The 26,114-nt window shown below is 48.4% G+C and carries 21 protein-coding genes and 1 pseudogene; 15 read left to right on the top strand and 7 right to left on the bottom strand.

What is annotated here, in order from left to right; all coding sequences use genetic code 11:
- The first annotated feature begins 156 nt into the window (after positions 1–156).
- From T495_RS0106000 to T495_RS16345, 12 genes and pseudogenes are all read left to right on the top strand, one after another.
- Positions 157–1,392 carry a site-specific integrase gene (locus T495_RS0106000; protein WP_033147956.1) on the top strand — a complete coding sequence of 412 codons (1,236 nt, stop codon included), beginning with the start codon at positions 157–159 and terminating at the stop codon, positions 1,390–1,392.
- Positions 1,385–2,389, top strand: a complete 1,005-nt coding sequence (locus T495_RS0105995; RefSeq protein WP_033147955.1) for a tyrosine-type recombinase/integrase — start codon at positions 1,385–1,387, stop codon at positions 2,387–2,389. Before T495_RS0106000 ends, T495_RS0105995 begins: the two co-directional genes overlap by 8 nt.
- Positions 2,373–3,407: a site-specific integrase gene (locus tag T495_RS0105990; protein WP_033147954.1), complete on the top strand. Its 1,035-nt coding sequence runs from the start codon at positions 2,373–2,375 to the stop codon at positions 3,405–3,407. Before T495_RS0105995 ends, T495_RS0105990 begins: the two co-directional genes overlap by 17 nt.
- 74 nt (positions 3,408–3,481) lie before the next feature.
- Complete coding sequence (locus tag T495_RS0105985) at positions 3,482–4,912, top strand: type I restriction endonuclease subunit R (RefSeq protein WP_033147953.1); 1,431 nt, start codon at positions 3,482–3,484, stop codon at positions 4,910–4,912.
- 302 nt (positions 4,913–5,214) lie between these two features.
- The gene (locus tag T495_RS15120; RefSeq protein WP_081832031.1) at positions 5,215–6,144 is read left to right on the top strand and encodes a LexA family transcriptional regulator; all 930 of its coding nucleotides are present in this window, start codon (positions 5,215–5,217) and stop codon (positions 6,142–6,144) included.
- 263 nt (positions 6,145–6,407) lie between these two features.
- The gene (locus tag T495_RS0105975; RefSeq protein ID WP_081832030.1) at positions 6,408–7,127 is read left to right on the top strand and encodes a Rha family transcriptional regulator; all 720 of its coding nucleotides are present in this window, start codon (positions 6,408–6,410) and stop codon (positions 7,125–7,127) included.
- A gap of 199 nt (positions 7,128–7,326) precedes the next feature.
- On the top strand, positions 7,327–7,593 hold the full coding sequence (locus tag T495_RS0105970; RefSeq protein ID WP_231480229.1) for a DUF3127 domain-containing protein: 267 nt from the start codon (positions 7,327–7,329) through the stop codon (positions 7,591–7,593).
- 4 nt (positions 7,594–7,597) lie between these two features.
- Positions 7,598–7,969 carry a hypothetical protein gene (locus T495_RS0105965; protein WP_028903759.1) on the top strand — a complete coding sequence of 124 codons (372 nt, stop codon included), beginning with the start codon at positions 7,598–7,600 and terminating at the stop codon, positions 7,967–7,969.
- Positions 7,966–10,278 (top strand): hypothetical protein, encoded by a 2,313-nt coding sequence (locus tag T495_RS15115; protein ID WP_051651874.1) that lies wholly within the window; start codon positions 7,966–7,968, stop codon positions 10,276–10,278. Before T495_RS0105965 ends, T495_RS15115 begins: the two co-directional genes overlap by 4 nt.
- Before the next feature lie 58 nt (positions 10,279–10,336).
- A complete protein-coding gene (locus tag T495_RS15110) occupies positions 10,337–10,813 on the top strand; it encodes a D-Ala-D-Ala carboxypeptidase family metallohydrolase (protein WP_081832029.1) in 477 nt (158 codons plus the stop codon).
- A gap of 107 nt (positions 10,814–10,920) precedes the next feature.
- Positions 10,921–12,024, top strand: a complete 1,104-nt coding sequence (locus tag T495_RS0105950) for a cation diffusion facilitator family transporter (protein ID WP_028903758.1) — start codon at positions 10,921–10,923, stop codon at positions 12,022–12,024.
- Positions 12,005–12,091: pseudogene (locus T495_RS16345) on the top strand (hypothetical protein); the annotation flags it as partial. The gene T495_RS0105950 and the pseudogene T495_RS16345, both read left to right, overlap by 20 nt.
- Here T495_RS16345 and T495_RS0105945 read toward each other — a convergent pair.
- A complete protein-coding gene (locus tag T495_RS0105945; protein WP_081773337.1) occupies positions 12,067–13,557 on the bottom strand; it encodes a glycoside hydrolase family 140 protein in 1,491 nt (496 codons plus the stop codon). The pseudogene T495_RS16345 and the gene T495_RS0105945 overlap by 25 nt on opposite strands.
- Positions 13,558–13,784: 227 nt before the next feature.
- On the opposite strand from T495_RS0105945, the gene T495_RS0105940 reads away from it, so the two are divergent.
- Entirely contained in the window at positions 13,785–14,993 is a 1,209-nt protein-coding gene (locus T495_RS0105940) for a hypothetical protein (RefSeq protein WP_033147950.1), read from the top strand.
- Positions 14,994–15,036: 43 nt separating this feature from the next.
- Here T495_RS0105940 and T495_RS0105935 read toward each other — a convergent pair whose 3' ends face one another.
- Together T495_RS0105935 and T495_RS0105930 are read right to left on the bottom strand one after the other, a co-directional pair.
- Entirely contained in the window at positions 15,037–16,143 is a 1,107-nt protein-coding gene (locus tag T495_RS0105935) for a radical SAM protein (protein WP_033147949.1), read from the bottom strand.
- Between the two features lie 24 nt (positions 16,144–16,167).
- Entirely contained in the window at positions 16,168–16,914 is a 747-nt protein-coding gene (locus T495_RS0105930; protein ID WP_033147948.1) for a peptidylprolyl isomerase, read from the bottom strand.
- A gap of 150 nt (positions 16,915–17,064) precedes the next feature.
- Here T495_RS0105930 and T495_RS0105925 point away from each other — a divergent pair, with 150 nt between their 5' ends.
- Positions 17,065–20,283: a S41 family peptidase gene (locus T495_RS0105925; RefSeq protein ID WP_033148095.1), complete on the top strand. Its 3,219-nt coding sequence runs from the start codon at positions 17,065–17,067 to the stop codon at positions 20,281–20,283.
- Here the strand turns inward: T495_RS0105925 and cobT are convergent.
- Genes cobT through T495_RS0105910 form a run of 3 tightly spaced genes read right to left on the bottom strand, consistent with a single transcriptional unit; the run spans position 20,280 to position 22,601 of the window.
- Positions 20,280–21,326: a nicotinate-nucleotide--dimethylbenzimidazole phosphoribosyltransferase gene (gene cobT / locus T495_RS0105920; protein WP_033147947.1), complete on the bottom strand. Its 1,047-nt coding sequence runs from the start codon at positions 21,324–21,326 to the stop codon at positions 20,280–20,282. The two genes, T495_RS0105925 and cobT, sit on opposite strands and share 4 nt — an antisense overlap.
- Position 21,327: 1 nt before the next feature.
- Positions 21,328–21,825, bottom strand: a complete 498-nt coding sequence (locus tag T495_RS0105915; RefSeq protein ID WP_033147946.1) for a bifunctional adenosylcobinamide kinase/adenosylcobinamide-phosphate guanylyltransferase — start codon at positions 21,823–21,825, stop codon at positions 21,328–21,330.
- Positions 21,822–22,601, bottom strand: a complete 780-nt coding sequence (locus T495_RS0105910; protein WP_033147945.1) for an adenosylcobinamide-GDP ribazoletransferase — start codon at positions 22,599–22,601, stop codon at positions 21,822–21,824. The genes T495_RS0105915 and T495_RS0105910 overlap by 4 nt, the downstream gene beginning before the upstream one ends.
- 72 nt (positions 22,602–22,673) lie before the next feature.
- Between T495_RS0105910 and cbiB the strand changes: the two genes are divergently transcribed.
- Complete coding sequence (cbiB, locus tag T495_RS0105905; protein ID WP_033148094.1) at positions 22,674–23,609, top strand: adenosylcobinamide-phosphate synthase CbiB; 936 nt, start codon at positions 22,674–22,676, stop codon at positions 23,607–23,609.
- On the opposite strand, the gene T495_RS0105900 is transcribed toward cbiB, so the two are convergent.
- Positions 23,578–26,046, bottom strand: a complete 2,469-nt coding sequence (locus T495_RS0105900; protein ID WP_033147944.1) for a glycoside hydrolase family 2 TIM barrel-domain containing protein — start codon at positions 26,044–26,046, stop codon at positions 23,578–23,580. The two genes, cbiB and T495_RS0105900, sit on opposite strands and share 32 nt — an antisense overlap.
- Positions 26,047–26,114 lie beyond the last annotated feature (68 nt).

Genomic DNA, 26,114 nt, shown 5'->3' with positions numbered 1-26,114 from the left:
ATTTATGACAAGTTTATCGTTATGCAAAGTTGTCATACCCATGTTGATGCTAAATTGCTGATTGCTTGATAATTTTTCGAATTACTTAGCATAATTACTTCTCATAACATTATATTATAGGTAAGGCATAAGCCCCAACTTTTATTATTATTCGTTATGGAAGAAGTAAATATCTTAGAGCTGACGGAGCGATGCATCAAGTACTTCCAGAGGCAGTGTTACACAAGGAACAGAATTACAGTGTACAAGTCACTCTGGCGTAATGGCATCATCCGCTACATGTCCCAAAAGGACATTGAGAGTTATTCACCATCGGTGGGAGCCGAATTCGTTTCAACCTGCCATTTTCATGGCACAATACGTCCACAGGAACGTGAGAAGATAAGGAGCATTCAGGTGCTTGACGATATGCTGAAGCTCGGCTACATCCGCAAACGTTGCTTTACACCTGTGTTCCATGCCCTCGATGGGGAGGTTGGGGCAGAGATGGAGAAACTGATAACCCATCTGACAAACCTGCGCCGCAGCATGGTCACCATCAAGGACTATCGTCTGTATCTGAGTGAGTTCCTTATGCATCTGAACGAGCGTAACGTCAAGCATGTGCCTGCCATTACAGAGAAAGATATCCTGACCTTTGTCTCCTCGCATCCGACGAACAAGGTCAATATAGTGTCGGCTCTGCGTGTCCTTTTCCGTTTCTGGAGGGAAGAGCATATTGTCGACGACCGCTTTGAGGAACTGTTTGACACCTACAAGACACATAAGCCGGAGCGTATTCCGTCTTATTTCACAGCCAATGAAGTGATGAGAATCGAGCAGAGCGTTTCACGCAATAGTGCTAACGGGAAGCGTAACTATGCAATGCTGCTTCTGGCCTCACGTCTCGGCCTGAGGGCATCTGATATCGCCGACCTGCAATTCTCTGATATAGACTGGGACAAAAACATGATAACACTCACCATGCAGAAAACCAAGAAGGTTATAGAACTGCCTCTGCTTGCAGACGTGGGCAATGCTATTATCGACTATCTGCGTCATGGGCGTCCCAAGTCAGATTCTCAAAATGTATTCCTATCGGGCAATGCTCCCTATGTGACTGCGACGAAGAATATGGTATGTGCTGCCATCAACGGGATAATTCTAAGATCTGGCGTGGACACATCCGGGAAACATCACGGTCCCCACTCACTTCGCCACTCCCTTGCCAGTGCCATGCTCAATGGAGGCTCCATGATGCCTGTCATATCCGAGTCGCTTGGACACCGCAGCACCCAGACCACTTTGGCATACTTGAAAATAGACATCCGCTCATTACAGAAGTGTGCATTGCCTGTTCCTGAGATTGCTGACTGTTTTTATATGCAGAGAGGAGGTGCGTTCTATGGCTGAGCAGTTTAACTATAGCAGCGTGCTTGCACCATATATGAAGCATTTGCTTGAGGTCAAGTCGTCTCAAGGCATCAGTGCGCACAGGACGAAGTGGATACTGAAGGAGATTGATGACTTTGCCAATAATGAAGGACTCTCCGATGCACACATCACCGAGGCATTTATCCGGAAATGGCGGGCTACCCGTATCGCAGACAGCGACAGGACGCTCTATGCAAAATACTCCGTGTGGTCCCAGCTTACCAGGACAATGTCCCGCTGCGGATGTGAGTGTTTCATACCGCGACTGCCCAAACAGCCAAGGCCCGACTTTACACCGTATATCTTCACCCAGGAACAGATGTCTGGCATCTTTACTGCCACAGACAGTCTCCGGCTCTATGACATCCGCATGGGAACTGCGCTGATATCCATACCGGCCATCCTGCGTTTGCTCTATGGTACTGGCATGCGGGTATCCGAGGCTCTTTCCATAAAGAACAGAGACGTACATCTTGATGAACACTATATACATCTGCGTAAGACTAAGAACGGAAGTGAACGTATCGTGCCTGTGAGTGAATCATTGGAAGCAGTACTCATACAATATATGGGCTACCGTGACCGTATGCCAATCAAAGGCATATCATCTGATGACGGACTGCTTTTTGTGAAGTCCGATGGTACGAGCTTGAACCAGGGAGTCGTATATCAGAATTTCCGGAAAATACTCGATATGTGCGGGATACCCCATTTCGGTAATCATCATGGCCCACGGGTACACGACCTGAGACATACCTTTGCTGTACACTCCCTCGTGCAGATGGGACGCTCAGGCATGGATCTCTATACGTGCCTGCCGATACTCTCGACAGCTCTTGGGCATCACTCGCTGACTGCCACAGAACAGTATGTGCGCCTGACATGCTGCATGTACCCTGAACTGGAGGAACAGTGCTCAGAGATAAACGCTTTTGTATATCCGACAGTCTGTCCGGCCTATGACTACGACGACTGACTTTGCAAAGCATCTGAGCCGTTTCCTGTCTGAATATCTGCCGCATGAGAGAAACGTAAGTCACAACACCATCGCATCCTACAGGGATGCTTTCCTGCAATTCATCGACTACATGAAGAATGACAAAGGGATATCCATAGATCGACTTGGACTGAAACATCTCACACGCAGCAGTGTGCTCGGATATCTGAAGTGGATTCTCGAAGTAAGAAAATGCTCTCCTGCCACCCGCAACTACAGACTGGCAGCCATACACTCGTTTTGCTGGTATCTGCACTATGCTGTCATAGACATGATGGAACAATGGCAGAAGATACTCACCATAAAGGCGATGAGGACGGAAGGGACTACTCTCAACTATCTGTCTGCGGAAGGCGTCAAACTCCTGCTTGCACAGCCAGACACTACGACAAGAAACGGCAGAAGACATCTTGCAATCCTCTCGCTGATGTATGAAACAGGAGCTCGCGTACAGGAAATGGCAGACCTGACGGTAGACAGTGTGCGCATAAGCCATGAGCCGTATACCATACGCTTGTACGGCAAGGGAAGGAAGGCTCGCATTGTGCCTCTTCTGGCAAAGGAACAGGTTGAAATACTGCGTGGGTATATGGAAGAGTATCATCTTGATGAAAGTGGCAAGGGAGCCTCGCCGCTCTTTTTCAACAACAGGCATGAGAAGCTGACGCGTGAAGGCATTTCTTATATCCTGGCTACCTATGCGAATTTGGCAAGGAAAGTATCCCCTGATTTGATACCAGAGAGGATAAGCTGTCATTCGCTTCGGCACAGCAGGGCAATGCATCTTTTGCAGGCTGGAGTAAATCTCGTTTATATACGCGATCTTCTTGGTCATGTGTCGATACAGACAACTGATATCTACGCAAGGGCTGACTCTAGAGCCAAGCGTGAGGCACTGGAAAAAGCATATGCAGACCTCCTTCCTAACAGTGACTCTGATAGGGAATGGGAGAAGAGCAAAGACCTGCGAGACTGGCTCAGAGGCCTCGGACACTGACTATTATTATGTGAAGTAGAAGTGAGAAGTAATCTCACAAACATCTGATTATCAGGTATGCTTCTCACTTTACTTTGCATAACGATAAACTTGTCATAAAAAAGGTTGACCACGAGCCGCGCATAGCTGTAAGCGTGGATATGATGGATACGGGTATCGATGTGCCCGAGATACTGAATCTGGTATTCTTTAAACCAGTACATTCAAAGATAAAGTTTGAGCAGATGAAGGGACGTGGAACCCGACTGTGTGAGAACCTGTTAGGACCAGGTAAGCATAAGGAGAAATTCCTGATTTTCGACTTCTGTAACAACTTTGATTACTTCGACGAGAATCCGAATGGTGCCACAACTTCAAGGCCAGTATCGCTTACAGAGCGTATTTTCGGAATGAAGTCAGATATGACTTTGCTGTTGCAGCGCGAGGGTAATAAAGACTTTGAGCGCCAGCTGCATAGTGAGATGAAACACGAGTTATGGCAGCAGGTAGATGGGCTTGGATTTGAGCGAATCCTGGTGCGTAAGAATGGGGCAGAGATCGACCCGTTCCGAGCCGAAAAATATTGGGATGACCTGAAGGAAGCCGATATCGCTGTACTAAAGCATACCATCGGCCCATTGCTGGTAGCTTCGGGTGACGAAATGGCTATGATGCTGGATGTGATGATGTATGCCTGCGAACTGGCATATCTCAGAAAGGCAGCTATGCCATCGGCTGTTGTCGAGAAACTTAAGCAACTGTGTTACTTCTTGAAAGCTAAGAAGAGTAACATCCCACAAGTAAGAGAGCAAATGGCAACCTTAGATGAGGTGATGACCGACGAGTTCTGGCAGAAGGCTACGCTTGAGGATATGGAACGTGTGCGCAAGGTGCTGAGGGAACTGATGCGCTTTGCCATCGATAAAAACGATAACAAAACGTTTGATGTTGACATCAAGGATATCATAGATGCACCACGCGTAGATACGCCAAAACCACAGAATGTAACTTATAGTCAGAAAGTGTTCGTCTATCTGGCTGAGCATCGCAATGACGAGGTGTTCCAGAAGATATATAATATGGAGCAGTTGACTATTGCTGATGTACACGAGCTGGAGCGTATCATGTGGGAAGAGTTAGGTAGCAAGGAACAGTATGAAGAATACTGCAAACGAGAGCGCAAGATATATGGTGGCAATGTAGCTGCATTGATCCGTTCGCTGTGCGGTATCGACAGGGCAAAGGCTCATCAGAAGTTCTATGAGTTTATCCGTTCTGAGCAGCTAACAGCCATACAAGAGGAATATCTGGATAGTATACTGAACTATGTATGTGCCAATGGTGATATGGAGCGTCGCACACTGGGCCAGGATCCGTATCGTGAGTTTAACTGGCAACTGGCTTTTGGCGATAATCGCGCCAAAGTGGCCAACTACGTAGATTTTATGCACCATCTGATAGAGGGCGTGATACCATACCCCAAACTCGACGAAGAAACCTCTCTCCCCATGGCAGCTGAGGAGTAATAGACATGTAGATTATGAACAGACTACCATTTATACGGTTGATGCGGTCGATGACTTCATCAAGCTTTTTGGTAAGGTATAAATAAAAACGAGGAGCGAACATCACTGTTGGCTCCTCGTATAAATTACTTAAAAATAAATTTACCTTATCCTTTTAATCATTGAAAATCATTTTTCGGTGCAAATATAATACTTTTTTTGAACTGTTGGTAATAAATAGGAAAAAAGTTTTGTTTTTTCTATCAAAATGTTTATTTTTGCGGCTGACAATCAGGATATAATAACTAAAAAATGAAATTGAAATGACTGAAGAAATTAAAGGTCAACCGAATCGCCACCCGAAAAATCGGAGTGGCGAAGAAATGTTTGAGAAGTTGAAGGAAGATGGGTGGAACCCCCAAGTGTGTGATGCGGAATATAGCTATATGCCGCAGGATGACGAAGATGCGAGCGGCTATGTGGCGCGCGAAACTTTCGAGGAGCGGCTGATGCTGCCTTCTGAGGTGTTGCCATTATTCCCGATGACGGGTATATCGATGAATGATGACTCGATGACCGCCGCAGGTATTCATAAGGGCGACATACTTATTATGCTGTGTGACAACCAACCGGATGACGGCAAAATGGTATTGGCTTATATTGATGGTAAGTATCTGGTGAGATTTTATTTCGAGGATGATGAAGGCAACAAATGGCTGCTGTCGAAGAACGAAGATGTAGAGCCCATCTGTATAAACGATAAGAGTAACGCCATATTAGCCAGGATTATGCGCTATATCTGCAATGCTCCAACGATGAAGTATCACGAAGCTAAACAGCTTACGCGCGAAGCGAAGAACGCAGTGAAGAAACCTAAGGTGGCTTCGCTCGAACATGCCCAGTGGGTGATCAGACAGCTCGGTCCTGATGTGGAAGTGATGCGCGACTGGTTCTCGTTCTACCGCCCGCTTGTACAGTATCATGTGATAGACGATAAGGATTATCATGGCTTTTGCAAGCTGATAAAAGACGTCTTGCCCGATCATCAGCCACAACCCAAATACGACGAGATGCAGCGTTTGGACGATGGCTGTTTCAGAAAGCCTGTGGAAGAATGGACGCCTGTAAGTTCGCCCTTAAAGAGCTTTAACCGTTTTCGTGCCTATAGGACCAAGGCATTGCAAGTGATCACTTTTCTGGAACTTGGAGAATCTCACGAAGACCTCACGAGACCTCACGGAAAAACGGCTTAATCCGGGCTAAATCTCACGAGAATCATCAAACCTTTACGCGGTTCTCACGAAAGCTTTACAGCGATGGAATTTTACTTCCGTCGCTGTTTTTTTATGCCTAATTTTGCCAGCGTGATTCAGTTCACAAGCGATCTCCAACATGCTGGTACAAACATTCACCTTCCGAACGGCGGAGGGCGATTTAATGGCGTATATATACGCACATGTGCGCACAGAGGCGCACGTACATATTCAATCAATAACAATTTAAATTTTTAAAAATTATGAATACAATAACAATTTCAACTTCAAGTTTATCAACCCGCATGCATGCTCAGTATAACCAACAACCGGCGCATATGACGTCGCTCGAGATTGCTGAGATTTGCGGAAAACCCCACAACGACATACTGAAAGCCATCAGAAAGATGGAGCCTGCGTGGGAAAGGGTATCATTGGGAAAATTTTCCCAGTCATCCCGAAAAGTGATACAACCTAACGGTGGCGTTCGTGAATTCCCCTGTTATGAACTCACCAAAACCGAAACGCTGTACATTGCAACCAAGTTTCGCGACGAAGATCGTGCTAAGCTGGTGTTACGATGGGAACAGTTAGAAACGGAACGCTTGGCACTACACCCGCCAATGCGATTGCTGACAACGAAGCAGGAGGTGCTGCACGAGTCGGAAGAGATAGTTGGCGAGCAGCTGGATGCGGCGAACGAAGAGAGTGACGGCTGCCTGACCGTGACAGAGATTGCAGCCATCTACAACATGACAGCGCACGACCTGAACTCGTTCCTGGTTGACATGAAGATTCAACGGTGGCGATGCGGACAGTACCGACTGCTACCCAAATACGAAGGTTTAGGACTTACGGCCGACCGCCTGAACGTGAGTTACTCGCTGAAAGGCAAGCTGAAATACGAAACCTATCTGGTTTGGACGGAGAAAGGACGTGACTTTATTGTAAACCTGATAGAAAACGGTCATGGCTGGGATTAAACGAAAAGAATATCTGCTGTATCTTGCGGATGTGAGGGCCGAAGAGCAGCGAGCGTATGATCGAGGCTATCGGATTACACGAAAAAGCATCGAAGAGGTAAGGAAGGAATTCCAATCCAAATTCGGAAGCATTTATTGGGAAATGTAAAAAGGTAAAAATGTAAAAAGGTAAAAAAGTAAAAAAGTAATTATGAACACAATGATTTTAAGAGTAAAGAAGTGCGGAGCAATGACTACCGTGCAGAGTGAGAAAAGTGAGAACGGCGTGCTGAACAAGCGAACCTTGGTGCTGCAGGAACTTGGCGGTAAGTATGCTAACAGTTATGTGGTGACGGCACTGGGCAACCTGGCTACCATCGAGTTTGCTGAGAACGAACTGGTTGTTGCCGATCTGCGATTCCAGACCCGCGAGTACAACGGGCAGGTGTTTATGGACATAGTTGCAAACGAAATCGTAAAAATGTAGAAAGATGAAAAGAATCAACAAACTAAACAAGACAGTGACTGTTAACGGCATGATGGCCGTAACAAAGAGTGAGTTAGAAATGGATTATGTGCAGTTTCTGCCCGATAATCCGAGTGTAGGACAAATGGATGCATTCCGTGGTCGTGGCTTAGGACAGCTGTTGAGCAACGGGTCGTTTGAGTTTATACGGACCAAACGGCTGCGCCGCAAGCCTGAATTCCGAGGGTGTTATGCCAGTCTGTCGTTTGGCGGTGACGGCTTCGACCGTGTAACTTTTGTGGTGCCTAATGCGCTGCGCACCCAGCTGCCCACCATCCTGCGAAAAGGTATTTGTCAGATTATCAGCCACCTTGTAAAGAAGGGATGGAGTAAATGATTTACCGCATAGAAAACAAGGGTAAGAAGTTTGCCTATCTGGTAAAGAATCGCGAAGAGTTCCTGGCGCTGAGAAACGCCAAGGAGAATCTGGATAATCTGGCTAAAGCCCGCCAAGGCGACGAGAAGGCCAAGGCCCAGTTGGTGCAGTTTGCGTACAACATTGGTGTGCTGCAGCGTTCGGCTCTGGCTGGTTGCAAGAGCATCGGCAGCTACTTTTTCCACGATGTGGATTGCTACGATGCTGCCCAGAGTGCGGTAATGGCGCAGCAGATACTGGCCAAGAAAGATGAGATAGGCCTAATGATGCTGGAGAAGAGCGCGAGTGGGGGCTACCATCTGGTTTGTAAGCGCCAGCCGGGCACCACCATCTTAGAGAATCAGGTGCGCATTGCTACCATTCTGCAGATTGAGATGGATACCAATGTGAAGGATCTGCAAAGGGTGGTATTCTCGACAAGTGGCGATGAAAAAGATTTACTTTATCTTGACAACGAGCTGTTTGGAGAGCCCATGACGGCTGAGGAGTGCGAGGCGGAATATGCCCGGTTAAAAGAGCGTGAGCGCAAGGGCTTGGAACAGGTGCCGCCCAGTGCCAAGAAAGCGCGGAAGCACTATAAGCCGTGGTTGGAAGTTTTAGCAACGGACTACAGGACTAACAGGACTGATTCTGCTGTTGGTTGTGTCACGGCAATCGATGAGCGGGCGAGATTCGTGATGGAGGCTGTGCTGAAAGCTAAGAATCTGGATAAATCGGACTTTACGGATATCGGTGGCCGTCATAATGCAGTAAAGATTTTCCTGAGCGGCACCAACCAGTTGTTGAGCAAGGAGGAGGCCAACGGGGCGCTGGCCGAGCTGATGCCTGAACACTGGGCTGACGATAACATCCAGAAATGCCTGAACGATTTCTACGACAGGTATTACGACCCGGAGCGCAAACTGAACAAGGACGAAGAGACCATTTTTACGAAGAGCAGGAGAATAGCAAATGATAAGGAAGCGGATGTGATGGATCGTGCTGCTTCGATTCCACCGGAGATGCCGGCGAAGTTGCCTAAACTGATTAAACTCCTGACCAAGAACACCCCCAACCAATACAAGGCTGCTGTGGCGCATGCGGTGTTCCCCTCGCTGGGTACACACTTGAAAGAGGTGGAATTCGAGTACACCGATTACGTGAAGCATGAGGCCACGCTGATGAACTGCTTGATGGCACATACGGGCGCAGGAAAGGGTTGTATTGATGAACCCATCCGCCATATTATGGCCGATATCAAAGCGCGTGATGTCGAGAACACCCGCCGTGAGGCTGAGTGGAAAAAGGATTGCCAAAAGAAAGGTGCCAACAAAGACAAGCAGGTGCGCCCCGAAGGACTGGTGATACAAGAGATTGATCCCGATATGACCAAGCCTGCACTCGTTACCCGTATGGACGAAGCCGAGGGGCACTTTGTGTACGTGAAGCTGAACGAGATTGATCTGTTTGAGCAGTTGAAAGGTCAGACGGGCAAGCAGCATTTCCAGCTGATGTGCTTGGCTTTCGACCCTGGTGCCGAGTTCGGACAAACGCGTATCGGCACGCAGAGCGTAACCGCCCGACCTAAGTGCAGGTTTAACTGGAACGCCTGTACCACCGTGCAGAAGGGTAGGCGGTTCTTTAGCAGGGTGCTTACCGATGGGCCTATCAGTCGTATCAACTTCTGTACCATCCCCGAGATGGAGATCGGTGCCGAGCAGCCCATCTACGGCAAATACGACGAGGCGTTTGACGAAGAGTTGAAGATGTATATCAACAACCTGACATCGGCCCATGGCGTAGTGGATTGTCCGCAGGCATTCAGGCTGGCCAAAAAGTTGCAGGAGGAGTGCGCTGAAGTTGCCCGGTTGTCGCAGGATGAAACCTACTGGAATCTGTCGCATCGCGCCATTGTGATAGCCTGGTTAAAGGCTTGCGTGCTGTACGTGGCTAATGGCTGCCAGTGGGAGAAGACGATGGAGGCGTTTATCCGATGGAGTCTGCAGTACGATCTGTGGTGTAAGATGCAGTTCTTTGGCGACGACATTGAGAAGGCTGCCCGAGAAGGCGAGCGCACTGGCACCCGTGGGCCTCGAAATCTGCTGGAGCTGTTGCCCGATGAGTTTACATTAGAAGATGCTAAGCGCGTACGATTGCAACAGGGGCTGACTGCAGGTCATAAAGAAACTTCGCACATGGTTAGGACCTGGCGTATGCGTGGATACTGCGCACAGAGCACAGAGCACAGTTTTGTAAAGAGCGAAAAATACAAGGGAAAAGTAAAAAGGTAAAAAAGTAAAAAGGTAAAAAAGTAAAAAGGTAAAAAAGTAAAAAGGTAAAAAAGTAAAAATGGAACAGAAAGTACAATTGAATAGTAAAGCAAAACTCTCCCAACATTTCGTGTTGGGAGAGATGTGTAAGACCAGTGTGAAGACCGCAGATGGAAACATCCCTTCGCACGTACATATTGAGAACCTGAAGCGCCTCTGCAGCTGGTTGGAGATGCTGCGCAGTGAGTGGAACAGCCGCTATGGTGGGGGTAACGACCCGATTATCATCAACAGCGGCTATCGCTCGCCCCAGGTGAACAAAGCCGTGGGTGGTGTTGCCACCAGCAATCACCTCACAGGGTGTGCGGCTGATATCAAGGTGAAGGATATCTGTCAGCTCATCCGCTATGCCACCATCCTGCTCGACATTGCAGACGAGAGCCAGGAGGACTTCGACGAGCTGCTGATAGAGCGAAACGCCAGCGGCGCCATCTGGCTGCACTTCGCCGTCCGCCCATCAGGCAACAGGCGCAAGGTGAGGTTGATTCAGACGTAATCTATAAAGTAACAGTTAATATCCAAATTTTCCTAATTCCCAAGGCCGAATCATTGTGCTTTGGGATTTTTTACGTATATTCGCAGTCGGAATTTAGAAGAAGAAAAATGGATCGCAGTCAAGAAATCATCCGAACCAGTTGGATAGGCATCGCCGCTAATGTATTGTTGGCAGGCTTCAAGGCCGCAGTAGGCATTCTGGCCAGCAGTGTTGCCATCGTGATGGATGCCGTCAACAATCTGAGCGACGCGCTGTCGAGTGTCATCACCATCGTAGGTACCAAACTCTCGCAAAGGGCCCCCGACCGTAAACATCCCTTCGGTTTCGGGCGTATCGAGTATTTCAGCGCCATCATCATTGCTGTCATTGTATTGTCGGCAGGTATCACCTCGCTCATCGAGTCGGTCAAGAAAATCTTCGACCCCACGGAGCCTTCGTACACTACCACCACACTGGTGGTCATCGTGGTGGCCATCGAAGTAAAGCTCGTCCTTGGCCAGTACGTCAAGAAGAAGGGCGAGCAACTGAAGAGCGACGCGCTGATTGCCTCTGGCTCCGATGCGCTGTTCGATGCTGTCATCACGCTGGCAACGCTTATTTCGGCAGGCGTCATGTTGCTGTGGGGTGTGTCGCTCGATGGCATTCTGGGTGCACTGATTTCCGTCGTTATCATCAAGGCTGGTATCGAGATGTTAGCTTCGCCTGTCAACGAACTCTTGGGTACAAGCATTTCGGCTGACTTTGCCAAGCAGATTCAGAAGGAGGTATCAGATTTCGAGGGCGTACATGGTGTATTCGACCTGATACTACACAACTACGGTCCTGACGTAAAGATTGGTTCGTTGCACATCAACGTCTATGATACGATGACAGCCCACGAGATTCACGGACTGACACGACGGATTTCTACACAGATGTATGAGAAGCATGGTATTATCATGACCGTTGGCGTATATGCCATCGCTACGGGTGATAACAAGCGGGCTGAATTGCAAGCAACGGTGACGCAGACCCTTGCAGCCCACAAGGATATCGTTCAGGTGCACGGCTTCTACTATTCAGAGAAAAGGAAGTATCTGTCTGTAGATGTTGTGCCTGATATCTCCGTTCACGACGAGGCAGCCTTTATCAGTCAGCTTACCGCAGAACTTCAGCCGTTAGTTCCCGATCAGCAAGTGGTTGTCGTAGTGGATCATAACTACACAGATTAACAGCATAATAATCGCCAATGCTATCGTAGGCATCGACCTGGACTATGAGACCATCGGTGACAGTGGTTCGATGCTGATGGTAGCAGCCAGCGGCACAGCCGTAGTACTGTAACCGCCTGGTTCGAATCTATTGTCGAGCGTGAATGATAGTCGGGCATCGGTGGCTATGAGTACACCATCTTCTATACCGTTTCCAGACTTCTGGGGACGGTATTTTAGTATCTGGTTGTCGTATAGACCTATATAAGTAAGCTTACCTGTACTGGCATCCATCCACCAAACCTTCTTCTTGTCGCCAGATATCTTGCGAAGATCAATCTTCATGTCGCGGCTCGTGTAGTTGTAAACCAATAGATAATCGTTGCCACGGGTGCCCATTAAACGATTGTATCTGGTGCCGTTATCAAGGATGATACTCTGATCGGGCACACGCTCGAAATACGGAAAGGCGAGTATCAGACGTTTAAGATGTTTCATCTGGTTGAATCCAGGATCATTGAGTGCTTCGGTCCACACCTTTTTATTAAAATAGGCTGGGGGATAGCCTGGCTTGTAAAACTGCATGATGGCATTATGACCATAAGTGTGGCCGCAACTGCCTGCAAACACGCTCCAATAGGCATAACGGCGCACATCGCTGGCCTGCCACAAGCCTTCGTCGGGATAGTGCAGACCTTTGGGGATGGCCTCGTATATAGGCTCATCGTCGATGACTGGTTTGATGGGATTATGAGTCCAGGTTGAATCAACGTACATCCAGTTATCCTCTTCGGTATTGTCGGGGATAGGGTAGGTGGTGTCGTTCATGCGCTGACCGTATCTGCGATGCCCACTCTGGAAGGTGTGGAAATCAATCCACGAAGCCTTACTCCACCATTTGGCCGATGTATAGCGACCACGTGGATGATACGTCATGAGGTGATTATGATCGATAGCCTTGATGGTGGTGGCGAGTGTTTCCCAAACATCGGCCTTTACATCTCCTTGAATGTCGCCACCGATAATCCAGATGATGTTGGGACTATCCTTATAGCGGTTGGCCAGGAAACTGCCGTAGGTCTTAGCCTGCTCAACCGTAAGTTTGCCGGCCTTTACCACGCCGCCCCAGATGCACACCATACCAATGTAGATGCCGCGCTGTTCAGCCTGTTTGATCATGTAGTCCATGTGGTTCCAGTAGCCATAATCTGCCGTAGTTATCAGGTTACCTTGTTGGTCGTGCGAAGGTTGTCCGTAAACATTCGTCGAGGGCACATCATTAAGCACCTGTACCTGTGCCATATTATAACCCGCATCGCGTGCCTTATCCAGATAATACACCATCTCCTCACGATTCAATCGTTCGGGCATGAGCCAGGCCGTTTCGCCCATCAGGAAGAAGGGGGTACCATCGGCGTGTTGCAGGAAACGCTGATTAGTTGACACCTCTAATCGTCCGTGTTGCCACGGCTTCTGTTGCGCCATCATATGGTATGGCATGAGTTGCAGCAACAGCGCTGCCAAGAGTAGTTTTACTGTAGTTTGCATATTCATATTCATCAAAAACACTGCAAAGATAGGAATAATAATTTGTTTATTAACCAATTTATTACAAATAAATCATAAATCCCAAAGCATAATCAAATTGCTTTGGGATTTTCTTTGAATGACAATGTTCTATAAGTGATAAAATATGTCCGATAGGTTTCATCGATGATTTTATTTTCAAAACATTATTTATCTTTGCAGCCAAAAATTAAATAAGTAATCTTTTTATTATTATGATGAAACCATTTATCTATCTATCTCTTGTAGCCATACTGCTAACAGGAACAACCACCATGCAGGCTCAAACCAAAGTAAAAGCAAAAAGCCAGGCAAAAGCTAAGAGCCAAAAGACCACCGCGAAAACTACCCCAAAGGCCACTGCAAAGATACTCTACGTAGAGCCTGAAGACCGCAACTATGCCCAGAATCTGGGCGGACACATGTTCTGGGACTATACAGCCAGAGAACCGGATGGACTGCATGCAGAGTACGACATCAGCAAAGAGGAGAGAAAAGCGTTGGTAGATAAATACTCTTACAAGACTTACGAAGAGGCATTAGAGAATCTGCCCGTTTTGCCTGCCGCATCAGAGGTGGACACACGAGAGAAGATGGCTCGATACGCCGTTGAGCTTGGGGCACGTGGCGAGGCACTCGATAACTACGAGCCAGAACCAGAACTGAAAGCAGAAGCAGACAGAATTAGTAAGCTAAGAATGGAAATAGCCAAAAAGGCACGTAAAGGACTGCCCTTCGACACCATCCATATAGACAAGAAGAATGCTCAATATCTGAAGGTGCTGGAGAAACTGAAGACTATCTGCACACCGCTGTACAACAAGTATAATGACAATGTTTTATACAGTGATGCAGCTGATCACGACAGAGGATGCTGGTTACTGGAGAAACAGGGTGGTGCACCTCGTTTCTACTATAACATCTATTCGCCTGTGGTAAAGCAGATGATTAAGGAGTGGTTTGGCTCTGACGAGTGCAAGCGTGTGCAGCCCATAGAAGACGAGCTGCGTGCACGTGTAGCAGCAGAGAACCCAAAGAAGAAGACGCCCGACTGGTTTGTGGAAGGTCGTAAGCGCGAGGCCGAGATAGTAGCCCAATACAACCGTAAGATGATAGACCGCTGGAAACAGAAGTCGCCAACGACAGTCTTAGCGCAATGTAAAACGGCCATCACCAAACTGATAGCATGTAATAAAGAGTTGACTGCCATCCGTGGCAATGACCCCATCAGTTCAGAATACCTCTCAGCCCGCGTGTCAGCAAAAGGATGCATCAAAGATATGTTCAGTTACTATCTTTATCTGATGGATATTTCTGACATTCCTCTGGTGCGCACACCAAAGACTCAGGAAGGCGCCAAGAAGTTTAAACTGGAGGATTCGCCCTGGAAATTGTCATATCCTTATAATATAAGAAGAGAATAAGCATTGCAAGCATGTGGTATATCTGGACTTCCGTGAGCAATATTTATTTGTTCATCATCTGCTCTATTTCTTCGCGGTGCTCAAAAAGGGTGCAGCCGCCAGTGTGCTCCCAACCTAAGGCACGGGCAGCGCGGATTTTCTTGAACAATGGCGATTTAAGTGCCTGGCGCACACCAAGTTCCACCACATTGCTATCGCTGAATGGTGAGAACGGACAGGGCTCGGCCGAACCATCAGGACCGATATGGAAAAAGCCACGACCAGAGGCCAGACAACCACCTAAAGCCTTCTCATCGCCTGGGAACGACAGGAAGATGATATCCTGATAAGCCGTGCGGCGTTCTTCGAGTAACTGCTCCATCTGGGCCACATGAGCATCGCTAAACGCCAAATGCTCAGTGCCTGGTTCGGTGGGCACATACTCGATATAGAACACAATCTTACAACCATAACCGCGTAGCTGATTGATGAAATCGGCAGATGTTACCAGCTGCATGTTCTCGGTAGTAACGGTGATGCTGGTACCAAAGAACAGGTTCTCGGACTTCAGCATCTCCATCGACTGCATGGCACGCTTGAACACCCCCTGACCACGACGCTCGTCGGTACCGATGGCTGTTCCCTCGAGACTGATGATGGGCACCATGTTCAGATTCTTACGCAGAAACTCCAAGTACGATGGACCAATCAGCGTGCCATTGGTAAAGATAGGGAATATCATATCCTTGACCTCGGCCACCTGTTCCAGAATATCCTTGCGCATCATAGGCTCGCCACCTGCCAGCAGCGAGAAGTTGATTCCCATCTCGGCAGACTCTTCAAAAATGCGGCGCCACTGTTCGGGAGTCAGTGTGGCCTTGCGATCGGCCTCGTTATCCTCGGCTATTCCGTTTGAACGGGCGTAGCAGCCCTTGCAGTGCAGATTGCAGGTGGTTGAGATACTGCTGATCAAGAAGGGAGGCACATCCAGACCTTCGCTCTCTGCCATCTTCTTACGGCGTTTTTCCGATTTCTCAAACAGTCGCTGCATCTTGAAGGCAAACTTCGCTTCACGGGGATTGCTCAGCACATTCTTATAGGCTGTAGCCATAATGTTGCGAATGCTGCCATTCATGTATTCAGCCAAATCAATGGCACTCTGACTTTCCATATATTTTTTGTTTTTGTGATGTTATTATCTTCTTTTTTTAGGTGCTACTTTACGCTTGGGAATAGCTTTTGGAGCAGGTGGGGCAGGGAGGTCCTTAGTAACGGTGGCTTTCAGGATGCGGATATCCTCTAAGGGGCGATCGTTCTTATCTACTGCCACGCCTTGAATAGCCTCAACCACATCCATGCCTTCAACAATCTCTCCAAAAACGGTGTATTGGCCATCCAAATGGGGTGTACCACCAACAGTCTTGTAGGCCTCAATCATCTCGGGCGTCAGCTTCACCTCGCCATTGGTGGCCGAATCGAGCTTCTCCTGAATCCTGGCCAATCGGCGATCGTCGTACACCTTGCCCCACACCATGTAGAACTGGCTGGCACCTGAACGGCGCTCTGGATTCTTCTTGTCGCCCTCACGCGCAGCGGCTACCACACCACGACGATGAAAAATTTTAGGCAGGCGGAACTCTGCCTCGGTGGTATAGTCGTAATCACCTGAACCTAACAACTGTCCAGGTTTGGCTTTCTTACTGAAGATATCGCCCGTCTGGATCATAAAATCCTTTATCACGCGATGGAACAGCAGTGAATCATACGAGCCCATTTTTGTGAGTTTCAGGAAGTTGTCGCGGTGCTGTGGTGTTTCGTCATATAAAGCGATACGGATGTTACCCTTGGTGGTCTCGAAGAGCACTTCGGTGGTGGTGGTTTGTGCATTTAATTGCGAAGATGCCAGAAAAATGGCATAGACAAAAGTGAGTAATCGTTTCATATTGCATGTATTTGGGCTGTAAAAGTAACAAAAAGTAGCGAAAAATGCGAAAATTTAGCGTATTTTTTTGCATTATTCGCATAAATTCTTAACTTTGCACCCGATTTTGATTTGATTACAAACACAACAGATAAACTTAAAAATAACGTGATGAAAACTAGTAAATTGTTTCTGACTGCCGGGCTCCTGATGGCGGGGCTGAGTGCTCATGCCGAAGAGGGACCACTATGGATGCGGTACACTGCCATCTCGCCTGATGGCAAGACCATCGCCTTTTCGTATAAAGGCGACATTTATACAGTAGCTGCTACAGGAGGACAAGCTCGACAGCTTACCACCAATGCAGCCTACGATGCTTATCCGGTATGGAGTCCTGACGGCAGCAAACTGGCGTTCGCTTCAAGTCGCGAAGGCAGCATGGATGTATATGTGATGGCAGCTCAAGGCAGCGAGCCTGTTCGCCTGACAACCAACAGCACCAACGAGACGCCTATGGTTTGGCGTGATAACGAACACGTGCTGTTCTCGGCTTCGTGGATGCCATCGGCACAGTCCATTCTCTTTCCAGGCAGTAATCAGGTGTACGAGGTGAGCATCAAAGGCGGTCGTCCACGCATGTTCTCAACACTACCCATGGAGGATATCAGCTTTGCCAAGGATGGTCGTATACTGTATCACGACTATAAGGGCTACGAGGATCCTTTCCGCAAGCACCATCAGAGTCCTATCTGTCGCGACATCTGGATGATGCAGGATGGACACTATACCCGTTTGACCAACTTTAAAGGCGAGGATCGTACACCACGTTGGGCTGACGACAACTCGTATTATTACACCAGCGAGGAAGACGGCACATTCAACGTATATCGCCGGAATATCGACGGTACAGGCAAAAAGCAGCTCTCGCACCACACAATGAATCCCGTACGCTTTCTCACAGTGAGCAACGAGGGAACGCTCTGCTACAGCCAAAACGGCGAGATTTACACACTGAGGGAAGGTGCTGAACCACAGAAGGTGAAGGTGAATATTACTGCCGACCGACAGGACAAGGACCTGATCCGCCAGTTGCGTTCAAGCGGTGTGACTGAAATCAGTCTATCGCCTGATGCCAAGGAGGTGGCCTTCATCCTACGTGGCGACATCTTTGTAACTTCGGTAGAATACAAGACCACCAAGCAGATAACAAACACCCCACAGCAGGAGCGCAGCGTGAGCTTTGCGCCAAATGGACGCAGCTTGGTGTACTGTGCTGAGCGTGGTGGCGTATGGCAGATATATCAAACCAAGCTGAAGAACAAGAACGAGAAACTCTTTACCTATGCTACCGCCTTGCAGGAAGAGCGACTGACCAACAGCAACGAGACATCGCTGCAACCTCAGTACAGTCCCGACGGAAAAGAGGTGGCTTACTTCAAGAACCGTTCTGAGCTGTGTGTGATTAACCTGAAGACCGGACTGGAGCGCACTGTGCTTGATGGTAAGTACAACTTCTCGTACCGTGATGGCGACCTCTGGTTTGAGTGGAGTCCCGACAGCAAGTGGCTGTTGGCCAGCTATATCGGTACTGGTGGATGGAACAGCAGCGACATCGCTCTGGTAAACGCCAGTGGTAATGGCGAAGTACACAACCTGACCGAGAGTGGCTACAACGAGAGTTCTGCCCGTTGGGTGCTTGGTGGTAAGGCCATGTTGTTTGAAAGTGATCGCGCTGGCTATCGTAGTCATGGCAGCTGGGGTGCTGAGTCAGACTATTATGTGATGTTCTTCGACGTTGATGCTTACGACCGCTTTACCATGAGTAAGGAGGACAAGGAGATACTGGAAGAGGCTGAGAAGGAGGCCAAGAAAGAAGAAAAGAAGGACGATAAGGACACCAAGAAGAAGGACAGCAAGAAGAAGCAGACCGCTGAGAAGCCCAAAGCCGAGAAACTGCTGGCATTCGACCTGGAGAACTGCCGCGATCGCATTGTGCGCGTAACGGATAATTCAGCTCGTATGGGTGATGCCGTACTGAAGGGCGACACCCTCTACTATCAGGCTGCATTCGAAGGGGGTATGGACTTGTGGGTACACTACTTGCGTGACGACAAGACTGAACTGCTGATGAAGCGTGTTGGTAGCGGCAGAATGTATGCCGACAAGAAATACAACAACTTGTTCCTGGCTTCGAGAGGCGGCATCAAAAAACTGGAACTGGGTAAGAAATCAACCAAGAATATTGATTTCGAGACCGTATTCAACTATCGTCCCTACGAGGAGCGTGAATATCTGTTCGACCACATCTGGCGCCAGGTAAAGGATAAGTTCTATGTAGAGAACCTGCATCAGGTGGATTGGGAAGGCTATCGTGACAACTACCGCCGATTCCTGCCTTATATTAATAATGAATACGACTTCAGGGATATGCTGAGCGAGATGCTGGGCGAGTTGAATGCATCGCACACTGGTTCAAGGTACTATCCTAATGGGGCTACACTCAGTACTGCTACATTGGGCGTATTTATCGACCAGAACTATCAGGGGGATGGATTGCGCATCGAAGAGGTTATCAAGCGCTCACCATTGGCACAGAAGAAGACTGGTGTGGTAGCAGGATGCGTGATTGAGGCTATCGATGGCGTGACTATCAAGGCTAACGACGACTACTTCCCCTTGCTGGATGGTAAGGCTGGTAAACCTGTACGACTGACCATTCTGAACCCTGCTACAGGAAAACGTAACGATGTGACTATCAAGGCCATCAGCCGCAGCGCACAGACCGAATTACTGTATAAGCGCTGGGTTGACCGTCAGCGCGAGATGACCGACAGCCTGTCGGATGGTAAGCTGGCTTACGTGCATGTAAAGGCGATGGACAGCCCAAGCTTCCGCACTGTTTACCGTGAGCTGCTGAGCGACAAGAACCGCAATCGTGTGGCTGCTGTAGTTGACGAGCGCCATAACGGTGGTGGCTGGTTGCATGATGATTTGTGCACGCTGCTGAGCGGAAAGAAATATCAGGAGTTTGTGCCTCATGGCAAGTATGTAGGTTCCGACCCATACAACAAGTGGTTGAAGCCATCGTGCGTATTGATTTGCGAGGATGACTACAGTAACGGGCATGGTTTCCCATGGGTATATAAGGAGCTGAAGATTGGAAAGCTGATTGGTGCACCTGTAGCCGGTACCATGACTGCCGTATGGTGGGAGACCCTGCAGAACGGTATGATTTTCGGTATTCCTCAGGTGGGCTGCCGCGATATGCGTGGTGTGTTCGGCGAGAACACAACGCTGTATCCTGATGTAGAGGTATATAACACACCAGAGGATTATATCAACGGTCGCGACCGTCAGCTGGAGCGCGCCGTGCAGGAGATGCTCCGTTAAAAATACTTGGTGATGTGGGCGTTGTCGAAGTTGTTCATCTCGTTCATCATACGAACAGCCGAATCAACAATCGGGAATGCACAGAGTGCGCCAGTGCCTTCGCCTAATCGTAACCCCAGATGCAGCAAGGCTTTTGCACCCATCGCATCGAGCATGCGTTTGTGTCCGCTCTCATCACCACAATGTGTAAAGATCATATAGTCCTGTGCGGCAGGATATAGCTGAACAGCAGCCAGTGCACAGGCCGTCATAATAAAGCCGTCGATGAGTATCACCAGATGCTTTTCGGCGGCTTTTAGCATGGCACCGACGGCTGCTACCATCTCGAATCCTCCGAAATAACGGATGTGTGTGATGGGTGATGATTGGCGGATGTTCTCTTGATAGTTTGTGACTGCCTTTGAGAGTATCTCATATTTATGACGGATGCCTGGGGTATCGAGACCTGCACCAGCACCGATACAATCAGCTAAGGGTATACCAGAAAACAGGTGCATCCAAATGCTGGAGGGCGAGGTGTTTGCAATACCCATCTCGCCAATACTCAGTACACGACAGCCCTCGGTGATGCAGTCGTCTACCAGGTCGCAACCTATCTGGATGGCGAGATCGAACTCTACTTCGGTCATCGCCGACTCATAGAGAAAATTACGTGTACCACAAGCTATCTTGCGGTCGATAATACCATCGATACTCGTAAAATCATAATCTACGCCTACATCTACGATGCGCAACTTAAACCCATGCTGCCTGCAGAACATGTTGACACCACCGCCGCCATGAGTGAAGTTTATCATCTGCTGCCAGGTGACACAGCGAGGCGATACACTAACGCCCTCGCGCTCAATGCCGTGATCGCCACCAAAGAGCAAATGACAAGGGTGGGCGAGTGATGGTTCTAACGTATGTTGGACCAAACAGATTTGCCGGGCTATTTCTTCCAATCTACCTAACGAGCCCTTGGGCTTGTTTAGGTTGTCGATCTTGGCCTGGATATTCGGGGCAAGGGTCTTATCTGTTGGGGGAATATGAAATAGATACATCTTATTTGATTTTTACAGGGATGCCACTAACCATGAGAATCACCTCGTCGGCTTTTTGGGCGATATACTGGTTCATCCAACCTTGCAGGTCGGTAAACTTACGTTGCAGGGCATTGGTAGATGTGCCGCCACTTCCAATCTCGTTGGTTACAAAGATATAAGTGGCATCGGGCACAGTGAATTTATCAAATTCGGCTTTGGCTTTATCAAGGGGATTGTTGCTGGCTTGTAGCCAATTTGTGAGCCAAAGGGTTATGCAATCAATCACTGCCACACGACCTTCGAGGTTGTGCTTCGAGAGTTGGAGTTCTTCCTCGATATTGGTCCACTCAGGACCGCGACGCTCCTGATGCTTACGTACTCGTTCACGAAACTCATCGTCCCAAATGTGGGCTGTAGCCAAGTAAACGGGATTCGTACTCAGTTGCAGTGCTAATTCTTCGGCCTTGGTGCTCTTACCCGAGCGCTGACCGCCTGTTATCAGAATAATCCTTTTCATTGCGTACAAACTACCAAATAAACACTCAACTCAACCAGCAGGCAAACGGCTCCGCAGCAGTCGCCAGTATAGCCGTGAATCTTTCGCCAGATGAGCAGATATAGGAAATACATCACGAGGGCTGGGATAAAGATAATCAGATCCCAGCGTATGCCCGTGTACCAGATATAGGCGGCCATAGGTAGCAATCCTTGAACAGCTAACCCAACTCCTGCCTGCCAACTGATTTTGCGATAGACGGTTTTGTTCTTTGCATCTTCCTCGCGCCGTGCGTAGGGCATCATCGTGATGAGTTGCGATGTGACCATTTTTGAGTATGGGTCGGCAGCCAGGATGGTGAGTGCAGCCAACTGTGGTGTCATCGAAAGTAGCGAAGCAGCCAATAACAGTTCGTAACAAATCAGTCCTATCACGCCATAGGTGCCGATATGTGAATCTTTCATGATGGCGAGTATGCGCTCTCGACTGCTGCCGCCACCTCCGAAACCATCCAGAAAGTCAGCCAATCCATCCTCGTGCAGAGCACCCGTTACGAGCAGTCGAACCACTATCGCCAGCAGCACAGCCACCATATACGGCAGATACCAACTGCCGAAATACAGCGTGGCAGCCATTGCTCCACCGGTGATCCATCCTGCCAACGGCCAGTGTTCAACCACCGTAGCGTAACATTCCTTAGGTGGCTGGTGCAATCGCCAAAACGGCAATCGCGTAAAAAATATCAGCGCCGCCCAGATGCGGTCGTACCAATGCGTTCTATCTATATTTATCTGCATAATTTTCGATTTTGAGGGCAAAGATACTAATTATTTTTGTACTTTTGCAAACAGAAACAAATAAATTATAGCATCGTGTTCATAAACCCTGTATCACTGATTTTAGGTTGGCTGGCCGATTTGGTATTTGGCGACCCAGAGAAGTTGCCACATCCCATTGTATGGTTCGGACGGATAATTGCCTTTGGCGAGAAGCATCTTAACCATAGTGCCCACCGCAAACTAAAAGGTGCACTGTTGGCAGTAGGATTGATAGCAATGGTGTTTGGTGTCACTTGGGCTATACGCAAGCCGCTCGTCCAAGAATGGTCAATGATATTCGATGCTATTATTGTATTTTACTGTCTGGCAGGCACTACGCTGATACGTGAGGTGCGACAAGTATTTGTAGCGCTCGAGCGTTCGTTGGATGAGGGTAGGGCGCAGGTGGCACGAATTGTGGGGCGCGACACATCCGAACTCACAGCCCAAGAGGTACGAAAAGCTGCACTCGAAACACTGGCCGAGAACCTGTGTGATGGTGTGATTGCTCCGTTGTTCTGGCTTGCGCTACTGGGTACACCAGGTATGTTGGCCTATAAGATGGTGAACACACTCGACTCGATGATTGGCTATCGCACCGAACGCTATCTGCTGTTTGGCTGTTGGGCTGCCCATATCGATGATGTAGCTAACTATATCCCGGCTCGTTTAACAGCGGTGTTGATGGTTCTTGGCAGACCCAAGCACCTTAGTTTTGTGATGCGTAACGGGCGAAATCATGCATCACCTAATAGCGGCTACCCAGAGGCCGCATTGGCCAGTATACTGAATTGCCGTTTCGGCGGACCGCATAAGTATTTTGGCGAAGTATTCGACAAGCCTTATATTGGTGATAACGATAGAGAGTTGAACACGGCAGATATGAAAACAGCTGTCCGCGTGAATCGGACAGCTGAAATTCTAATGCTAATCATTGTTTTTGCAGAGAGTACAATCAGCCTACTTTTAGCTGTATCGACTTACTGATTCCCCGTTTCTTATCCATCACCTTCAAGGTAACTGTACCAGACTGTTTGGCAGCACGTACAACGACAACCAACTGACCGTTGAAGAGCTTCATTGTGGGCTGCTTAAACGATTCCAGACTGGTGGCATCACCATTGCAGACTGCCTCAAAAGTTCCCGCACCCGTAACCTGGAAAGTGAGTTGGTCGTCAGCCTGAGGAACTAATGTACCTCGACTATCAGTCAGTGATACGGTAACGAATGCCATATCCTCACCATCGGCATTGAGTTGGAAGCCCTCGTTGCTGGTTGCTTGATTGTGCTGAGTCCAGACATCAAGTTTCAGTACGGCAGGCTTATTTGCCGTACGGATAGTCTTCTCGCCAACACGTTTGCCATCAGCATCATAGACCACAACCTTCAATGAGCCTGGCTGATATCTGACATGATTCCAACGGAGACGGTAACGATCCAAGCGTGATGTTGGATCCTTCGTGATCTTACCTTGACTCTTGCCATTCACAAAGAGTTCTGCTGTAGGATAGTCAGTGTAGCAATACACGGGCGTTATTTGTCCGATACGTTCGCGCCCGAAGCTCCAATGGGGCAACAAATGGATGGTATGCTGTTTCTGGTTCCAGTGTGAACGGTACAGATAGTAGCGGTCCTTAGGCAGTCCTGCGAGGTCGCAGATACCGAAATAGCTACTACGAGCGGGCCAGTACTCATCGTAGGGTGAAGGCTCACCCAGATAGTCATATCCTGTCCAGACGAACTCACCAATCACCCAGGGATAATCATCCTGCATGGCCCAATCGTCATCAGGCAGATTGCTCCATGGGCAATACTCCAGATCGTAGCTCGAGCATTGTCCATCGGCCTTCTCGATTGCTTTTGGATCGTAACCTGGTGCCCATGAGGCGTAACGTGCATTATCGTCGGGTTCTACGGGAAACTTGTAGATGCCGCGACTGCTAACTGTCGAAGCTGTTTCGGAACCAAGTAAGAAACCTTGAGGCAATTGCTGGATGCTGTTCTTATATTTATGTACACGATAATTGAAACCGGGTATATCCATCAGCTTGGCCACGCCACTTTCTATTGATTTTTCAGCATGATCGAGTCCCTGTGTTACAGGACGTGTAGGGTCGAGGCTATGACAGATGTCCTGTAGATACTCCGAAATCTCCGCACCGTCCTCGCTTCCTTGTTCTGGAATCTCGTTTCCGATGCTCCACATCACGATGCTGGGGTGATTACGGTTGGCAAGTACCAAATTCTCTACATCACGATAGCACCATTCCTCGAAGAAACGTGCGTAGCCATTCTTACACTTGGGATAGATCCACATATCAAAACTCTCTGCCATCACCATCATGCCTAACGAATCGCAAATGTCCATCTGCATCTGTGAGGGCATATTGTGCGATGTACGGATGGCGTTGCATCCCATCTCCTTCATCGTCTTGATCTGTCGGATGAGCGCCGCCTTGTTTACTGCTGCTCCAAGCGGGCCAAGATCGTGATGCAGACACACACCCTTGATTTTGCGCGTCTGACCATTCAACTGAAAACCACCATCCTTCGATACCTTGACGGTACGAATGCCGAACTTCTGGGTGGTAGCATCTAATACCTGACCATTTTCAAGATATTTAATGCGCGCAGTGTATAAATAAGGTGTCTCAGGTGTCCATAGCTTTGCATTTTCCACAGTGATGCTCATATCTGCAGTTCCCATGCTGCCCACCTTGTTACTGATGCCTTTGGCAACCATATTTCCTTCGCGGTCATAAATCTCTACCTCAAATGAGAAATCTGTATCTGCTGGACTTCCTGTACCTACGGTGATATCGAGTTTAGCGTCACCAAAACGCAGGCTACGTGTACGGATAAAAGTCTTCCATGGGTCAATCCAATCTTCACCCGTGAGTACAAGTTTCACGGGACGGTAGATGCCTGCTCCAGGATACCAGCGACTACTCTCTTCGAGGTTCTGCAAATCAACCTCGAGTAAGTTATCGCCCGCTTTCATATAGGGGGTAATGTCAACGCGGAAGGTGTTATAGCCATAAGCCCAGAATGCAGCCTCCTTACCGTTGATATAAACATGCGGTTCTGCCATCGCACCATCGAAAACCAGTTCAGCATGTGGACAATCCTTGGGGATGGTGAAAGTGCGTTTATAATATCCTTTTCCTATCCAAGGCAATGCACCTGATCGACCGCTTTTCTCTGTAGCTTCGGTCTCACCGTTCTGTACAATAGCTACTGTTTGCAGATCCCATTTCTTATCGAACGGACCAGCAATAGCCCAATCGTGAGGTACGCTTACATTCTGCCACGACAATTTGTCGTGCGAGAATTGCCAATTGTCTGTCAGTGTCAACTCTTGTCGCTGCTGAGCACCTACAGCTAAAGGAACGGCCAAAAGCCATGATAATAGTTGTTGTTTCATTTCAATTTGTTATTAGTAATCATATTTTTGCTGCAAATTTACTAATAATTTTCCGAAATAGTTGGCTA

Origin of the sequence: Prevotella sp. P6B1 (assembly GCF_000702825.1) — a bacterium.
In the GTDB taxonomy this organism is placed as follows: Bacteria; Bacteroidota; Bacteroidia; order Bacteroidales; family Bacteroidaceae; genus Prevotella.
The sequence above is the reverse complement of the archived record's forward strand: the minus strand, read 5'-3'. Positions and strand labels throughout refer to the sequence as shown.

Excerpts from the sequence above, each read along its gene's own strand:
- T495_RS0106000 (WP_033147956.1), top strand. The coding sequence starts at position 157 with ATGGAAGAAGTAAATATCTTAGAGCTGACGGAGCGATGCATCAAGTAC.
- T495_RS0105995 (WP_033147955.1), top strand. The coding sequence starts at position 1,385 with ATGGCTGAGCAGTTTAACTATAGCAGCGTGCTTGCACCATATATGAAG.
- T495_RS0105990 (WP_033147954.1), top strand. The coding sequence starts at position 2,373 with ATGACTACGACGACTGACTTTGCAAAGCATCTGAGCCGTTTCCTGTCT.
- T495_RS15120 (WP_081832031.1), top strand. The coding sequence starts at position 5,215 with ATGACTGAAGAAATTAAAGGTCAACCGAATCGCCACCCGAAAAATCGG.
- T495_RS0105975 (WP_081832030.1), top strand. The coding sequence starts at position 6,408 with ATGAATACAATAACAATTTCAACTTCAAGTTTATCAACCCGCATGCAT.
- T495_RS0105970 (WP_231480229.1), top strand. The coding sequence starts at position 7,327 with ATGATTTTAAGAGTAAAGAAGTGCGGAGCAATGACTACCGTGCAGAGT.
- T495_RS0105965 (WP_028903759.1), top strand. The coding sequence starts at position 7,598 with ATGAAAAGAATCAACAAACTAAACAAGACAGTGACTGTTAACGGCATG.
- T495_RS15115 (WP_051651874.1), top strand. The coding sequence starts at position 7,966 with ATGATTTACCGCATAGAAAACAAGGGTAAGAAGTTTGCCTATCTGGTA.
- T495_RS15110 (WP_081832029.1), top strand. The coding sequence starts at position 10,337 with ATGGAACAGAAAGTACAATTGAATAGTAAAGCAAAACTCTCCCAACAT.
- T495_RS0105950 (WP_028903758.1), top strand. The coding sequence starts at position 10,921 with ATGGATCGCAGTCAAGAAATCATCCGAACCAGTTGGATAGGCATCGCC.
- T495_RS0105945 (WP_081773337.1), bottom strand. The coding sequence starts at position 13,557 with ATGAATATGCAAACTACAGTAAAACTACTCTTGGCAGCGCTGTTGCTG.
- T495_RS0105940 (WP_033147950.1), top strand. The coding sequence starts at position 13,785 with ATGATGAAACCATTTATCTATCTATCTCTTGTAGCCATACTGCTAACA.
- T495_RS0105935 (WP_033147949.1), bottom strand. The coding sequence starts at position 16,143 with ATGGAAAGTCAGAGTGCCATTGATTTGGCTGAATACATGAATGGCAGC.
- T495_RS0105930 (WP_033147948.1), bottom strand. The coding sequence starts at position 16,914 with ATGAAACGATTACTCACTTTTGTCTATGCCATTTTTCTGGCATCTTCG.
- T495_RS0105925 (WP_033148095.1), top strand. The coding sequence starts at position 17,065 with ATGAAAACTAGTAAATTGTTTCTGACTGCCGGGCTCCTGATGGCGGGG.
- cobT (WP_033147947.1), bottom strand. The coding sequence starts at position 21,326 with ATGTATCTATTTCATATTCCCCCAACAGATAAGACCCTTGCCCCGAAT.
- T495_RS0105915 (WP_033147946.1), bottom strand. The coding sequence starts at position 21,825 with ATGAAAAGGATTATTCTGATAACAGGCGGTCAGCGCTCGGGTAAGAGC.
- T495_RS0105910 (WP_033147945.1), bottom strand. The coding sequence starts at position 22,601 with ATGCAGATAAATATAGATAGAACGCATTGGTACGACCGCATCTGGGCG.
- T495_RS0105900 (WP_033147944.1), bottom strand. The coding sequence starts at position 26,046 with ATGAAACAACAACTATTATCATGGCTTTTGGCCGTTCCTTTAGCTGTA.